Below are 15,377 nucleotides of genomic sequence, written 5' to 3' on the forward strand. Positions count from 1 at the left end.
TCATGCTCTTTGATGGCGCGGATGATTTGTTCTTCGGTAAAACGTTTCTTCATTGTGAGTTCTCCATCCCGGTAGGTTAACTGGAAATCTCACCGGGGTCATGGTGCTAATTGCGGGGGAAAGGTCATTTCCAGCGTTTGCCACTCCACCCAAGATTGACAGGATGGCCCAATTCCTTCGCCATTTTTATGGTGTCTGAAACGGGTACTCTACTGGCCAATAGATATTGATAGCCAATGCCAAACGCCAGCAGCATTGAGAGATTACCGCTCAGTTCGCCTGCGTCGATGATGTCCTGAATCGCTTTATTAGAAATCAGCCCTTTTTGCAGTAAATACATTAAGGGTCTGCCGGTTTTTGGCGGAAATTCGGCCAGCTTGCTATAAATATTATCGATATTATTCATTGTCTACCCTCCTAGTTCCGTGGCCAACGGTGGCCGCTCTGGCCATCCATGGGGAAGGCGTAATCGCTTAGAGCCAATCGCTAATGGAGGGGACTCGTCCGCCGCAATCTTCCATTACATGCTGTTCTCCGATATATCTAACCGGAACCTCTTTACCATCACTGTTCGTAATGGTTGTTCCAAAAGTCTTTTCACACTCAAAAATGCCTTCTGCATGATGTCGTAGTGCCCGGTGCCTGAAATCACAAAAGCTGTATTTGGTCGCATCAAACCAGTTATGGATAGGCAAGTAGTCTTCGGGTATTCCACCAAATGTTTTGGCAGATGATCGGGCATGGTAATAAGTATGTGTCATGGTAATTCCTCGCTCTGTTAAGGGTTTTGAAAACCCCACATCCCTCTGGGGTTGAAAACCCCAAGCAGCGACCAACGGAAGCGAGAGCGTATTTCCAGCCATCGTCAAGGCAGGGTTCCCCTCGAAGAGCAGGCCACCCACAGGGCAAGGCAGACCAATCAGTTAAGGGCTGGCGCAGTATTTCGTGAGCGAAATATGGGGGATGCCTTGACGATGATTGGAAATACGCTAGGCTGCGGCAACGCCTAGAGGGAAAGGAGATAATAGAAAGCAGCTCGCCGGGACAGGCGTAGCTTCCTTCTTGAATTTGCTAATTAAAGATGGCCCATCAAGGATTGGGACCAGGCATTTAAAAAGAGAGGTGGGCGGCGAAGCCGCCCGAAAATTGGATTACAAATGGATTGATTCAATTCTTATGGTTGGCCGGTGAGGGAAGAATTCTCACTCGGTCGATTGAAATTAGCCGTAGCATCCAGCACATAATCCGCGACCTCCTGAGCGTGGCTGACAGCACTGGTGATAAGTATCTAGTTAATCCATCCCTGACTCGAGAATCTACTTAGACTTCAAAGATTTTCAATGTATTTGTCATTCCACCTTTCCCGACCTGATTTCCGCGAGTACCTATAACTGAATCGCCACTATTCAGATAGCCCTTGGCTTTAAGTTCTTCCACAGCGTTGGTGAGCAGTGTATTGCGATTGCCAGTATCAAAATCAAAGTAGCGAGGTATGACGCCGCGGAATAGGGCCATGCGGTTAAGGGTGGTCTGTCTGTTAGACAGTGCAAAAATAGTGATGCCGGAGCGGATGCGCGACATTAGCAACGGTGTATTGCCGGATTCGGTAAAGCAGATGATGGCTTTGAGGTTAGGCATGTGATTGGCGGCGTACATGGAAGCCATGGCAATGGCATCTTCCGTTTCGCGAAATTCCCTGTCCATACGGTGGCCGGATACTTGAGTGCTGCGCTGTTTTTCTGCCCCCAAGGCGATACGACTCATGGCTTCCACGACAGTAACCGGGTGTTTGCCGGTGGCGGTTTCTGCCGACAGCATCACCGCGTCGGTGCCGTCCAGTACGGCGTTGGCCACGTCGAATACTTCCGCCCGGGTGGGGATGGCGTTGTCGATCATGGTTTCCATCATCTGGGTGGCGGTGATCACTGCGCGGTTTAATTGGCGGGCGCGAAGAATGATTTTCTTCTGCACGCCAATCAGCCCGGCATCGCCAATCTCCACACCCAGGTCACCGCGGGCCACCATAACGGCGTCGGACGCGACGATCATATCGTCCAGGGTTTGGTCGTCGGCCACGGTTTCGGCGCGCTCGATTTTAGCCACCAGGCGAGCCTTGCAACCGGCTTTTGCCGCGCAGTCCCGGGCGTAGTGCATATCTTCGGCAGTGCGTGGGAAGGAGATGGCCAGATAGTCCAGCCCCATGGTGGCGGCTATTTTCAGGTCGTTGAGATCTTTTTCGGTCAGGGCTGGAGCAGACAGTCCGCCGCCCAGCAAATTGATGCCTTTTTTCGGGTACAGGGTGCCGCCGACAATCACCTTGGTATGGATGCGGGTGCCTTCAATGCGCTCGATTTCCAGTTGCAGGCGGCCATCGTCCAACAGCAGCGTCTGGCCCGCTTTACAGTCCTGAGGCAGAGACTGGTAGCTGCAACCGACGATATCCTGGTTGCCGTCCTCTGCTGGATATTGTGTATCCAGGGCAAAGCTGGCTCCTTCTACCAGCTCTGCCTGGCCGTCGCGAAAGCTGGCGATGCGAATTTTTGGCCCCTGTAAATCACCCAGCAGGCCGACATGGGCGTTGAGTCGTTCCGCCTCTTGCCGCACGACTTTGGCGCGCTGAATATGCTCTTCGGCATTGCCGTGAGAGAAATTGATGCGAAACACGTTGGCACCGGCTTCAATCAGTTTTGCAATGGTATCTGCATCGGAGCTGGCAGGGCCGAGGGTGGCTATAATTTTGGTGCGCTTGTGCATGGTTATTTAGAGCCTTTGCTGAGCAACTTCAGTAGTTGCTTGGTGGAAGCGTCCCAGTTGCCATTGTCACTATCTTTTGCGAGCTGCTTGGCAATTTTCTTGCCCAGCTCCACGCCCCATTGGTCAAAGGAATTAATCCCCCAAAGTACGCCTTCGGCAAATACCTTGTGTTCGTACAGGGCGATCAATGCGCCGCAGTTAAAGGGGGTGAGTTTGTCCATCAGCAGGGTGGTGGAGGGACGGTTGCCGGGGTAGTGGGCGTAGCCGGGGGCATCTGCTTGCTCGCTGCCGAGCATTAGCGCTGCACCCTGGGCGAGCATATTTTGCAGCAGTACCTGATGGTGTTCGTCGTTACTTAAATCGTCGTTTACAGCGCCGATAAATTGCACCGGAATCAGGTGGGTGCCTTGGTGCAGTAACTGGAAAAAGGCGTGCTGGCCGTTGGTGCCGGGTTGGCCCCAGATAACGCCGCCGCTGTTGTAGCCCAGCGCTTCGCCATTCTGATTGACGGATTTGCCGTTGCTCTCCATTTCTAACTGTTGCAGGTAGGTGGGCAGGTGGGTGAGGCGTTCGCAGTAGGGGATAACCGCGCAGGATTGCGCCCCCAGGAAGTTGTTGTACCAAATACTTAACAGCGCCAGTATCACCGGAATATTTTGCGCGTATTCGGCGTTAAAAAAGTGCTCGTCCATGGCCTTGGCACCGGCGAGTAATTCTTCAAACGCCTCGTAACCGATACTGATAGCTATCGCCAGGCCAACGCCGCTCCACAGGGAGTAGCGGCCACCTACCCAGGTACCAAATTCAACAATTTGTTCGGCGGGAATGCCGTATTCCTGGGCATTGCCGGTGTTGGCGGTAATGCCAATCACATGGGGGGAGTTTTGCGGCTGCGCCAGCCCCAGTTTTTCCTGCAACCAGGCCAGAGCGGTCTTGGCATTGAGCAGGGTTTCCTGGGTGGTAAAGGTTTTGCTGGTGATGATGACCAGTGTGGTTTCGGCGTTGAGGCGCTGTGTCAGACTTAAAATTTCTGCGCCGTCCACATTGGAAATAAAGTGGCAGTTAATGCCCTGTTGGGCGTACTGCTGCAAAGCCTGGCAGACCATTTTGGGGCCGAGGTCAGAGCCGCCAATGCCAATATTAATGACGTCAGTAATGGCTTTGCCGGTGCTGCCCAGCCACTGGCCGCTGCGAATGCGGGCGCTGAAGTCGGCAATTTTTTGCAGGCTGTCTTTTACCGACTGGCCTACATTGCCGCCATCCACATCAATATCAAAGTTATCCGGGTCGCGCAGGGCGCAGTGCAGCACCGGGCGGCCTTCAGATCGATTGATCGTTGCGCCGCTGGTCATGGCGGCCATGCACTGCTTTAGAGGCGATGCTTCTGCCAGACTGAACAGTTCCGCCAGGCTGGCATCGTCGATCAGGCTTTTGGCGTAATCAAAGTAAAAACCCTGCCACTGCACACGCAATTGCTCTGCACGGCCGGGGTTTTGTTTCAGCATGCGGGCGATATTGAGATGACCACTATTGATGGAGTACTGGTGCAACTTTTCCCAATGGGGGGTACATGAAGGATTAAAGCTATTTGTGGTGATATCTGTATCCATCGGTATAAACCATCAGTGTGTTAAATGCGGAATGAGGTGTTGTAATTGAAAGTAGGCAATACCCAAGATAGAGGATGCTGATGCAGTAGGGGTCGCGACCGATTAGTGGGCCGCAGACGATCATGGGTGCTCATTTTAAATTTACCGTTCAGACTGTCTGACAAGCCTGTGTCTCACTTTCGATGCGGCAAGATAATAAAACCTGACATAAGTGTCAATAAACTCTTGACTGCTCCCTGCTGGACACACTAAAGTTGACATATATGTCAAATTAAGAGTGTCTTATGGGGGCCGTACGCTTTCTTCTCAATGATCAATGGCAAGAAATAACGTCTATTGATCCCAAAAAATCCGTACTGGATTATTTGCGCGAAAATTTGAATCTCGTGGGTACCAAAGAAGGCTGTGCTTCTGGTGATTGTGGCGCATGTACTGTGGTGGTGGGTACTGTAGGTACCAATCAGTCGATGCAATACAAGGCGATTAACTCTTGTATTACCCAAGTGGTAACACTGCACGGTAAGCAGTTAATTACGGTGGAGCATCTTCGGCAGGATGGAGATTTACATCCAGTACAACAGGCCCTGGTGGATAATCATGGCTCTCAATGTGGGTTTTGTACGCCGGGCTTTGTGATGTCGATCTTCGCAATGAGTAAGGATGAAGAGGCTCTTTTTGAAGAGATACGACAAGATGAATTGCCAAATAAAGACGCCCAGCGAGAAGAAGTTCTTGAAGCACTATCTGGAAATCTGTGTCGTTGTACAGGCTATAGACCAATCATTGATGCGGCATTAGGTATTAAAAAACAGGCTCGGAAAGCCAAAACAAATGATTGTTTTGCACGTAAGCAAGCAAAGACTGTTGCTGAGTTAAATGCGATCAGCAGCCAGCCTGTTTTTTTTGAATACACACGCAATGGCAATCGCAAGCGTTACTTCTCGCCAACCTCAGTGGCGGAGCTGGCCGAAATTTTATCGGCTTATCCCAATGCTCGATTGGTGGCTGGGGGAACAGATTTAAGCCTCGAATTTACGCAGGCGCTCAAAGGCGTAGATGTGTTGGTGTATTTAGGGCGTGTAGCCGAAATGTGCAGGCTAACAGAGTCCGATAACCACATAGAAATTGGTGCGGCTGTTACCTATTCAGAAGCTCGCGATACCTTGGTTGGTTACTACCCGGATATGGGCGAACTCATTGATCGTCTCGGCTCTCGCCAGGTGCGCAACCAAGGCACCATTGGGGGCAATATTGGTAATGCCTCTCCAATTGGGGACATGCCGCCGGTGTTATTGGCCTTGGGGGCGAGTGTTGTGTTACGTCGTGGAGCTCAACAGCGTGAGTTGCCGTTAGAAAGGTTTTTTATCGATTACAAGCAAACCGCTTTGCGCGAATGTGAGTTTATTGAGCGCATTCGCGTTCCCAAACCGGTAGATAATCAAATTTTCCGCGTATACAAAATCAGCAAAAGGATAGAGGATGATATCTCTGCCACTTGCGCAGCCTTTAGTGTTTTTATCAACGATAACACCGTAGACGATATTCGCACTGGTTTTGGTGGGATGGCTGCTGTTCCCAAGTCTGCGAAAAATGCTGAAGAGATATTGCGCGGTGGTCAGTGGCACAGAGATGCCATCGAGAAAGCCCAACAAGCCTTGAGCAATGACTTCTCACCACTGTCGGATTTTAGGGCGTCGGCGGAGTACCGCATGCGCGTTTCTCAAAATCTGTTTATGCGTTTTTATTTGGAATCGCAACAGGGCGCAGACATCGTTCGGGTGACGCAACATGCGTAGTCTACCAACATTGAGCGTCAACGAACCGGGTAAGCCCACTGGTCTCGCAGGTGAGTCGCTAAAACACGAAAGCGCCCACAAGCATGTGAGTGGCGAAGCGCAATACGTTGATGATATTCCTACACCGGCCAGTGTGTTACACGCTTATGCCGGTTTTAGCACCGTTGCTCGCGGCATTGTAAAATCCATGGATTTAAGCGCTGTTGCTGCAGCGCCCGGCGTGGTTGATGTTTTAACCTTACATGACGTGCCGGGTCACAAAGATATTGGCCCAGTATTCCCTGGTGACCCGTTGTTTTTACAGCAAGGCGATGAGGTTCAATTTCACGGCCAAGTATTGTTTGCTGTTGCAGCAACCAGTTATGAAGCGGCGCGCAAAGCTGCCCGTTTGGCCACAGTGAAATACCAACCGCTGGAAGGCGACATCACCATAGAACAAGGCCTGGAAAATCAGAGTTTTGTACGCCCCAAACACGTACAAGCCAGAGGCGATGTGGCTAAGGCAGTGGCAAATGCAGAACACTATGCTAGTGGTGAATTGCACATCGGAGGCCAAGAGCATTTGTACCTTGAGGGCCAGGTTTCGTTGGCTACACCCACGGAAGACGGTGGGATTTTTCTAAATACTTCCACCCAGAATCCAACAGAGGCGCAGAAATTAGTTGCCGAAGTGCTGGATATTCCCATGAGCCTGGTAGTTGTAGACACACGTCGTATGGGTGGTGGCTTTGGTGGCAAAGAAACCAGTGGCAATCACTGGTCTTGCATTGCGGCACTGTTCGCGCAACGCAACAAGCGCCCTGTAAAGCTACGTTTAGCACGCAGTGACGACATGAACTCAACCGGCAAGCGCCACCACTTTCTAAGCCGTTACGAAGTGGGTTTTGATGCGCAGGGTCGCATTCAAGGGCTTGATCTTGAATTGTCTGGTGGCTGCGGTATGTCGCCGGATTTGTCCGACGCCATTGTCGATCGTGCCATGTTCCACTCAGATAACGCCTACTTTTTGCCAGCGGCAAAAATCACTGGCCACCGTGTAAAAACCAATACGGTTTCCAATGTAGCGTTTCGTGGCTTTGGTGGGCCGCAAGGTGTGCTGGCTATTGAGGAAGTGGTTGAGCGTATTGCGCGGTTATTAGGGAAAGATGTGTTGAGCATTCGCAAGGCGAATTTTTATACTGCTGAACAGGGCAGGGATACAACGCACTACGGGCAAAAAATCGAAAATCATATTATTCCTGGTTTGGTGGCGCGCTTAGAAGAAACGTCTGATTACTGGAATAGACGTAAAGCGATTAACGCATTCAATGCCAGCAGCCCTTACCTGAAAAAAGGTTTGGCACTAACGCCAGTGAAATTCGGTATTTCCTTTACAGCTACTCACTTGAACCAAGCCGGTGCATTAATTCATATTTACACCGATGGCAGTATTCACCTTAACCACGGTGGTACTGAAATGGGGCAGGGCTTATTTACCAAAGTGGCTCAAATTGTTGCCAGTGAATTCCAGGTGGATGTAAGCCGTATTGTGTGTAGCGCGACCCGTACGGATAAAGTACCAAATACATCGCCAACCGCTGCATCGTCTGGCAGTGACCTAAATGGCATGGCTGCTCGCAATGCTGCGGTCATCATCAAAGAACGTTTAATTGCGTTTGCTGCCAAGCAGTATGACGTATCACAAGGCGATGTAACTTTTGATAATAACCAAGTGGCTATTGGTGATAGGCGCGTCGACTTCTCTGAGTTTGTGCAGCAAGCGTATTTAAACCGTATTTCGCTATCGGCGGCAGGATATTACTCTACGCCAAAAATTTATTACAACCGGGAAGAATCCACTGGCCGTCCATTTTTCTATTTTGCAAATGGGGCGGCGGTTTCTGAAGTGTTGATTGACACGCTGACTGGCGAATACAAAGTGCAGCGCGTGGATATCTGCCACGATGTTGGCACCAGCTTAAACCCCGCAGTGGATATTGGCCAAATTGAAGGGGCTTTTATTCAAGGCATGGGTTGGCTAACCACCGAGGAGCTGGTGTGGGGCGATGATGGCCGTTTGCAAACCATTAGTCCGGCGTCCTACAAGATTCCAGCCATAGGCGATACGCCCCCAGAATTTAATGTGGAGTTGTTGCCGGATAGTCCCAATGTTGAAGCGACGATATTTCATTCAAAGGCTGTCGGTGAACCACCGTTTATGCTGGCTACGTCCGTGTGGTGTGCATTGCGAGACGCAGTATCCAGTCTGAGCGACTATCGTGTTTGTCCCGAGTTAGATGCGCCAGCAACTCCTGAGCGCGTGCTGCGTGCCTGCGAAAAAATTATATTGGCAAACAAGGGCAGGTCAGCATCGTGTCCAGGCTAATTACAGATAAACAGCACTGGCACAATGGTGTTGCCACGCTGGAACAAGAAAACAGTGCCTATGTGTTGGTGACTGTGTTGGCTGTGCAGGGTTCCACACCTCGCGACAATGGTACCAAGATGGTGATTTCATATGGCAATGAGCCAGAAACGCCGCGAACTTGGGGTACCATTGGGGGCGGCCACTTAGAGTACAAAGCAATGTCTATTGCTGCCGAACTACTGGCGGCAGGAAAACCCGAACAACGCCTTGAGCACTTTCCTCTTGGCGCAAAGCTTGGCCAGTGTTGTGGTGGTCGAGCCTCCCTATTGTTTGAATGTTTCCCCGGTGCGCAATACACCGTTGCTTTATTTGGTGCAGGGCATGTTGGTCGTGCTCTGATTAGAGTGTTGGGTGAATTGCCTTACCGTATTTACTGGGTCGACAGCCGCGATGCAGAATTTCCCGATGTAATTCCCCAAAATGTTACCAAAGTGATTTCTGATAATCCTGTTGATGAAATCTCCGATATGCCTTCGCAAACCCGCTACCTAATAATGACCCACCGCCATTCACTGGATTTTGATTTGGCAGAGGCGGTGCTCAAACGCAACGATACAGATTATGTGGGGCTAATAGGCTCTGATACTAAATGGCGTCGTTTTCAATCGCGCTTTAGTCACAAGGGTTACGCCCCAAATAGTTATCAAACCATTCGCTGCCCCATTGGTAACTCACAAGTTCCGGGCAAAGAGCCCATGGAAGTGGCGGTATCTATCGCCGCGCAGTTGATTGCCGACTATCACAATCAGCAGAACTCGGTGAAGCAGTCAACCACAAAAAGCATTCGCTGGCAGGAGCTACATCAAGTGGCTTCTATCAACGAAAATCAAAAAAGTCATGAAAGAGCGGAAGTGCAGGTGGAGAACCACCAATGAATGATGGGCAACTATACGGATTGCGCAGTCGACAACTGGTGCTGGAGCAAGGTGTTGTTGCCGGTGTTGTATTGTGGCAAAACGAAAAAATTATCGATGTACTGGCCTATGGCGAAACGTTGCCAGAAAACGTGGAGCTGATAGACGTTGGCAATAATGCCGTAATGCCGGGCTTGGTAGATACCCACGTTCACGTCAACGAACCCGGACGCACTGAATGGGAAGGCTTCAATACCGCCACCCGTGCCGCTGCAGCCGGTGGTATTACTACATTGGTGGATATGCCGTTGAATTGTGATCCGGTAACCACCAGCGTTGCCGCATTAAAAGAAAAAATTGATACCCTCGATGGTCAGCTGTGGGTGGACTGCGGTTTCTGGGGTGGCGCCATTCCAGGAAATATGGACGAACTGGATGACCTTGTTCGGGCGGGTGTGTTAGGCGTGAAATCCTTTACCATCGACTCTGGCTTAGAAGAATTCCCCCCGGTAAGTGAAGAGCATTTGCGCCAAGCGTTGTCAATTTTGGCTGACCATCAAGTACCTTATCTGATTCACGCAGAACTCGATAAGGGCGATACACCACCTGCGAAGATTACTGATAAATATCAGACTTTTTTGGATTCTCGCCCCAAAAGATGGGAAAACGATGCTATTCAGCTAATGATTGGTCTGCTGGAAGAACTACAGAGCGAAGGAAAAAAGGGCCTTGTACATATTGTGCATCTTTCTTCTGCCGATGCGATTGAGGCTATCTCACACGCACGGGAAAAAGGCCTCGGCTTAACCACAGAAACCTGCCCGCACTACCTAACACTGTTTTCCGAGAATATTCCCGATGGTAAAACTTTGTTTAAATGCTGCCCACCCATTCGGGAAGATCATAACCGTCAACAACTTTGGCAGGGCTTAAAAGACGGGCATATCGACTTTATCGTGTCTGATCACTCGCCTTGTACTCCGCAATTGAAGCACATAGATACTGGCGATCTAGACGCCGCTTGGGGGGGTATTTCCTCATTGCAATTTGGCCTGTCGTTAATTTGGAGCGAGTCCGAAAAGTACGGCTTTGGCTTACACCATATTGCCAAGTGGATGTGCACAGAGCCTGCAGCTTTTGCAGGACTTGGTGACTGTAAGGGAAAAATTGAAAAAGGCTACGATGCAGACTTGATTGTGTTCGATGGTGATGAGGAATACACCATCCAGAAAGAACACATTCTCTTTCGCCACAAAATGACACCTTACGAAGGCCGAAAAGTCCGTGGTCGGGTAAAACGTAGCTACTTGCGTGGGCAAGTAATTTTGGACTCGCCAGTTGGTAAAGAGGTGACCTTCTGTGAAAAATCCACCGGTCGCCCGATTTTAAAAAAACGGTAAGCAAGAATGAATAATAACGAAACTGACAATCGCCTATCGAGCCAGTACATCGACTTATTGGATGAGCGTCTGGGGGGCAAGGCACTAAGCTGCAGCGACCAGTGGTTTGCACCGTGCTCTAACCTGGTTAAGGCTGGCCGAGGTGTGTTTAAAGAAGGTCACTTTGTGGACACAGGGCAATGGATGGACGGCTGGGAATCACGGCGTAGCTATGGCCGCAAGAGAGACCTTGATTACGATTGGTGTGTATTGCGTTTGGGTGTCCCCGGTCGTGTGGTGGGTGTGGATGTTGATACCAACCACTTTCGTGGCAATGCGCCGGAAGCTATTTCTGTACAAGCGGCGTCAGTTCAAGGTGTAGTAACAGAAGACACTGAGTGGACTGAAATTTTAAGCAAAAGCTCAACTGAGGCACACAGTCAAAATCTGTTTGATGTGAATTCTAAAAGAAATTGGACACACCTTCGTTTATGCATCTATCCAGACGGAGGTATGGCTCGCTTCCGTGCCTATGGCATTCCGGCGGTGGACAAAGGGCAGTTCTTCCTCGGTGAACCGATGGACTTGGCCAGCGCACGTTTTGGAGGCCGAGGATTGCTATGTAGCGACATGTTCTACAGTGCACCTAGCAATCTATTAATGCCTACTTTCGGTAAAAACATGGGTGATGGTTGGGAGACTCGTCGCCGTAGGGATCAAGCCAATGATTGGGCTATTGTGAAATTAGCTGGTGTTGGCAGCATTCGAAAAGTTGTTATCGATACTGCGCATTTTAAAGGAAACTTCCCAGATCGTTTCACTCTGGAAGCTGTTAATACCGATCGAAAAGACCTGAACGCACAAGATATCCCTTGGCAAACAGTAGTTTCTGAAACGCCGCTGTATGCGGATCAAGAACACGTGTTTGTATCAGAAATCAACGTGCCAGAAGACGCCCAATTTACTCATGTGCGTTTAAATATTTTCCCAGATGGTGGTGTAAGTCGGCTGCGCATCTTCGGTTACCCCGATTGGGAAACGGTGAACGTGCTATGAGCTTAAATACCCTAAATACGGCCAGTGAAGCAGAAGCTCGCCATATATTTATGCAATGTTGCACCAGCGAGGCTTGGGTGGATCATATGGTGCAAAACCGCCCCTACGCCAGTGTGCATGCACTGGCTGTAGCTGGTAATCAACATTGGTCCTGCTTGCAGGAAGAGGACTATCTCCAAGCTTTTGAAGGGCATCCGAAGATTGGTGATGTGGAGTCTCTAAGTAAGAAGTACAGAAACACTAAAGAGCTGGCGAGTGGCGAACAGTCTTTAGTAAAAGAGGCATCCAAAGATGTTCTACACAAACTTATAGATGGCAATGCGGCATATGAAACTAAATTTGGATTTATTTTTATCGTCTGTGCCACTGGAAAGAGTGCACAACAGATGCTGAGTCTACTTGAATATCGCCTATCCAACGATCGCCCAACCGAACTTGTAAACGCCGCAGAAGAGCAGCGAAAAATTCTGCAGCTGCGCTTGGAGAAACTGTTATGAGTCAAATAACAACCCATATCCTAGATACTGCTCTCGGAGAGCCCGCCCAAGGTATTGTTGTTTCACTACATCGTCAAGCCGGGTCTGGTTGGGTAGAAATGGGTGCTGGTAAAACCAATGAAGATGGCCGCTACGGAGAATTATGCTCTAGCGATGAAGTTCTTGAAGAAGGCTTATATCGAATGCAATTTGCAACAAGTGAATACTTCAAACGTATCCATTCACCCGTATTTTACCCATGGGTTGATGTGGTGTTTCACGTGGAAGGTGATGGCCGTCATTACCATATACCTTTGCTGTTATCTCCCTATGGGTATTCCACGTATCGTGGCAGCTAATGCCACCAAAATTGCACAAAAATAAGAGAATACATTGTGGTTAAAGAGAAACGAACGTTGAAATTAAAGTCTCTCACTGCAGAGGCGTTTGCGCCATACGGAGATGTGATAGAAGTATCAAGTGAAGCGGACAGTTTTCCAATCAACTACGGCCAAACCACCCGATATAACGCATTGAGCCGAGTAGATACTGGTGAGGATGGTACGCCAATTATCAGTATTTTTCGTACCAAACCTGTGGATTTACCTATAAGAATTAACGTGATGGAGCGCCACCCACTGGCCAGCCAGACCTTTATGCCTATGAGCTGCAACGCTTATATCGTGGTAGTTGCACCAAAAGGCGATTTAGATTTCACCAAACTAGAAGCCTTTATTGTACGCCCCAGTCAAGGGGTTACCTATCACAAAGGTGTATGGCACCACTACAACCTGGTACTTGCAGGTAACGGTGACTTCTTAGTGATTGATCGCCAAGGCGGGGGCAACAACTGCGATGAAGTGGATATTCCTGAAAATTTAGACATTGTGGTAGAAAAATAATGGAAAGTTATATTCTTGACTGGCTTAGTCTGATATTTCGTTGGATGCACGTAATTACCGGTGTCGCCTGGATAGGCGCTTCATTCTATTTTATTTGGTTGGATAACAGCCTGGAAAACCCACCCCAATGGAAAAAAGACAAAGGGATTAAAGGGGACCTTTGGGCAATTCATGGCGGTGGTATTTACGAAGTGGCCAAGTACCAACTTGCCCCGGAACAAATGCCAAAAACCTTGCATTGGTTTAAATGGGAGGCTTACAGCACATGGTTAACCGGGATCGTATTGCTGACGTTAATTTACTATCTGGGGGCTGATGCGTACTTGATCGATAAGCGCGTAGCAGATTTAACACAGAGTCAAGCCATTCTGATCGGTGTGGGCTTCCTATTGGGTAGTTGGGTTGGTTACGAGATGCTTTGCCGTAGCCCAATCGCGAAAAATGGCATAGCTATTGGGGCTATATTAATACTAGCTGCCGTTGGATTAGCCTATACCTTGACCCAGTTGTTCAGTGGTCGGGGAGCGTATATCCATATGGGTGCAATTATAGGCACCATTATGGCGGGTAATGTATTTCGTGTGATTATGCCTTCTCAAAGGGCATTGTTGGCGGCCATTGAAAAAGGTGAACAACCGGATCCTGCTTGGGGAAAAAAGGCAAAGCTGCACTCTACGCATAATACGCACCTAACGTTGCCACTGATTTTTATTATGATCAGTGCTCATTATCCGTTTACCTATACCCATCAATACAACTGGCTGGTGTTGTTGGCGATCATTGTTATTACTGCCGCTGTTCGTCAGTACTTTGTGATCAAGCACAAAGGTGTTAAGAAGCCCGGTATCCTTGTTGGTTCTGCTGTTGCAACTCTTGTTCTGGCAATATTGATTGCTCCCAAATTTGGTGTCGAAAAGATATCAACCCATGATCACGGTGTTCAGTCATCGAAGCCTTCGGTAATTACAGCCGTAAAAGCAACAGAAATATTGCATGCTCGTTGCGCTAGCTGCCACTCCCGAAAACCTACTGATGATGTATTTACAGTGGCTCCCGGTGGCGTTTTTCTCGAAAATGTTGATGATATGCGTAAGTGGGCAGCGCGGATAAATGCCCGCTCAGTAACGGCAACTGATATGCCTTTTCTGAATAAAACGTTAATGACGGACGAGGAACGCACACTCATTGGTCGCTGGATTAGTGCAGGAACACCTGAGTGAACGGTGGTGAATAGGAGCGTTTAAATGAGTGCAGCTGAGAAATGTAAGCAGGTTCCCCCTCGCTGCTGGAAAGCGGGGCTGACATTAGAGCTTAGTTCTAAGGGAGAATCTACGGTACTCAATAAATGTTCTCATTTTGGGCCTTTGCGTGTGCAACGGCCCTTTTATCCCTCTGACAGAAAAGAGTGCCACCTTTATTTACTTCACCCTCCGGGCGGATTGGTGAGCGGTGATGAGCTGGTTATGGATGTCACTGTCGGTGAATCCGGTCATGGGCTTTTCACAACACCCTCTGCTGGAAAATTTTACAAAGGGGACCATTCACTGCTACCCCAAGTACAACGGGTAGATTTCTACGTAAAGGAAGATGCGGTAGGAGAGTGGTTGCCTCAAGAGACTATTTTCTTTGATGGGGCTCGGGGGCAATTAGATACCAGGGTGAGTTTGGATAAAGGCGCAAATGCGGTTGTTTGGGACATTATTTGCCTTGGTCGCCCAGCCTGTAATGAAGGGTTTACAAAAGGATTTGTTCAGCAGCGATTATCAGTGTATCGGAAAAATCGGCCTGTCTATCTTGAAAACAACCGATTTGTTGCTGGCGAACCTGCGTTGCAAAGTTGTTGGGGGCTGCATGGGCAGCCAGTTACGGGCGCAATGGTCGCTACATTACCCGTCAATAATCAAAAAAGCGATGCAACTGAAAACGATTGGGTGGCTGAGTTCGATCATTCAGATGCCTTGTTTTCCGTAACGCAAGTAGACGACCTTTTGATTGCTCGCTACATCGGCCCATCGGCGGTGCAGTGTCGAGAGCTGTTTGTGAAGTTGTGGTCACAGTTACGGCCCAAGCATATTGGTAAGAACGCAGAGATTCCACGTATATGGAATACGTAAGTCGGATGATAAGTAGTCACAATACTTAC

14 protein-coding genes are annotated in these 15,377 nt (G+C 49.2%); 10 read left to right on the forward strand and 4 right to left on the reverse strand.

The genetic code is table 11. The features are described from left to right. Positions 1–124: 124 nt before the first annotated feature. From QSV34_RS13280 to pgi, 4 genes are all read right to left on the reverse strand, one after another. Positions 125–406, reverse strand: coding sequence for a hypothetical protein (locus QSV34_RS13280; protein WP_289155477.1), 282 nt, complete (start codon positions 404–406; stop codon positions 125–127). 67 nt (positions 407–473) lie between these two features. Further along, complete coding sequence (locus tag QSV34_RS13285; protein WP_289155478.1) at positions 474–761, reverse strand: DUF6915 family protein; 288 nt, start codon at positions 759–761, stop codon at positions 474–476. A gap of 559 nt (positions 762–1,320) precedes the next feature. Next, positions 1,321–2,754 (reverse strand): pyruvate kinase, encoded by a 1,434-nt coding sequence (gene pyk, locus QSV34_RS13290; RefSeq protein WP_289155480.1) that lies wholly within the window; start codon positions 2,752–2,754, stop codon positions 1,321–1,323. 2 nt (positions 2,755–2,756) lie between these two features. After that, entirely contained in the window at positions 2,757–4,364 is a 1,608-nt protein-coding gene (pgi, locus tag QSV34_RS13295; protein WP_289155482.1) for a glucose-6-phosphate isomerase, read from the reverse strand. 284 nt (positions 4,365–4,648) lie between these two features. On the opposite strand from pgi, the gene xdhA reads away from it, so the two are divergent. Genes xdhA through QSV34_RS13345 form a run of 10 tightly spaced genes read left to right on the forward strand, consistent with a single transcriptional unit; the run spans position 4,649 to position 15,348 of the window. Then, positions 4,649–6,160 carry a xanthine dehydrogenase small subunit gene (gene xdhA, locus QSV34_RS13300; RefSeq protein WP_289155484.1) on the forward strand — a complete coding sequence of 504 codons (1,512 nt, stop codon included), beginning with the start codon at positions 4,649–4,651 and terminating at the stop codon, positions 6,158–6,160. Then, the gene (gene xdhB / locus QSV34_RS13305) at positions 6,153–8,525 is read left to right on the forward strand and encodes a xanthine dehydrogenase molybdopterin binding subunit (protein WP_289155486.1); all 2,373 of its coding nucleotides are present in this window, start codon (positions 6,153–6,155) and stop codon (positions 8,523–8,525) included. The genes xdhA and xdhB overlap by 8 nt, the downstream gene beginning before the upstream one ends. After that, on the forward strand, positions 8,513–9,442 hold the full coding sequence (gene xdhC / locus QSV34_RS13310; protein WP_289155488.1) for a xanthine dehydrogenase accessory protein XdhC: 930 nt from the start codon (positions 8,513–8,515) through the stop codon (positions 9,440–9,442). The genes xdhB and xdhC overlap by 13 nt, the downstream gene beginning before the upstream one ends. Beyond that, positions 9,439–10,821 carry an allantoinase AllB gene (gene allB / locus QSV34_RS13315; protein WP_289155490.1) on the forward strand — a complete coding sequence of 461 codons (1,383 nt, stop codon included), beginning with the start codon at positions 9,439–9,441 and terminating at the stop codon, positions 10,819–10,821. The genes xdhC and allB overlap by 4 nt, the downstream gene beginning before the upstream one ends. Positions 10,822–10,827: 6 nt before the next feature. After that, positions 10,828–11,856, forward strand: coding sequence for an allantoicase (alc, locus tag QSV34_RS13320; protein ID WP_289155492.1), 1,029 nt, complete (start codon positions 10,828–10,830; stop codon positions 11,854–11,856). Continuing rightward, positions 11,853–12,353 carry a 2-oxo-4-hydroxy-4-carboxy-5-ureidoimidazoline decarboxylase gene (uraD, locus tag QSV34_RS13325; protein WP_289155493.1) on the forward strand — a complete coding sequence of 167 codons (501 nt, stop codon included), beginning with the start codon at positions 11,853–11,855 and terminating at the stop codon, positions 12,351–12,353. Before alc ends, uraD begins: the two co-directional genes overlap by 4 nt. Beyond that, a complete protein-coding gene (gene uraH, locus QSV34_RS13330) occupies positions 12,350–12,691 on the forward strand; it encodes a hydroxyisourate hydrolase (RefSeq protein WP_289155495.1) in 342 nt (113 codons plus the stop codon). Before uraD ends, uraH begins: the two co-directional genes overlap by 4 nt. Before the next feature lie 36 nt (positions 12,692–12,727). Next, a complete protein-coding gene (locus QSV34_RS13335; RefSeq protein ID WP_289155496.1) occupies positions 12,728–13,234 on the forward strand; it encodes an ureidoglycolate lyase in 507 nt (168 codons plus the stop codon). Further along, positions 13,234–14,454 (forward strand): urate hydroxylase PuuD, encoded by a 1,221-nt coding sequence (locus QSV34_RS13340; RefSeq protein ID WP_289155497.1) that lies wholly within the window; start codon positions 13,234–13,236, stop codon positions 14,452–14,454. The genes QSV34_RS13335 and QSV34_RS13340 overlap by 1 nt, the downstream gene beginning before the upstream one ends. A gap of 24 nt (positions 14,455–14,478) precedes the next feature. Continuing rightward, positions 14,479–15,348, forward strand: coding sequence for an urease accessory protein UreD (locus tag QSV34_RS13345; protein WP_289155498.1), 870 nt, complete (start codon positions 14,479–14,481; stop codon positions 15,346–15,348). Positions 15,349–15,377 lie beyond the last annotated feature (29 nt).

The organism is Porticoccus sp. W117 (assembly GCF_030341905.1).
Lineage (GTDB): Bacteria > Pseudomonadota > Gammaproteobacteria > Pseudomonadales > Porticoccaceae > SCSIO-12696.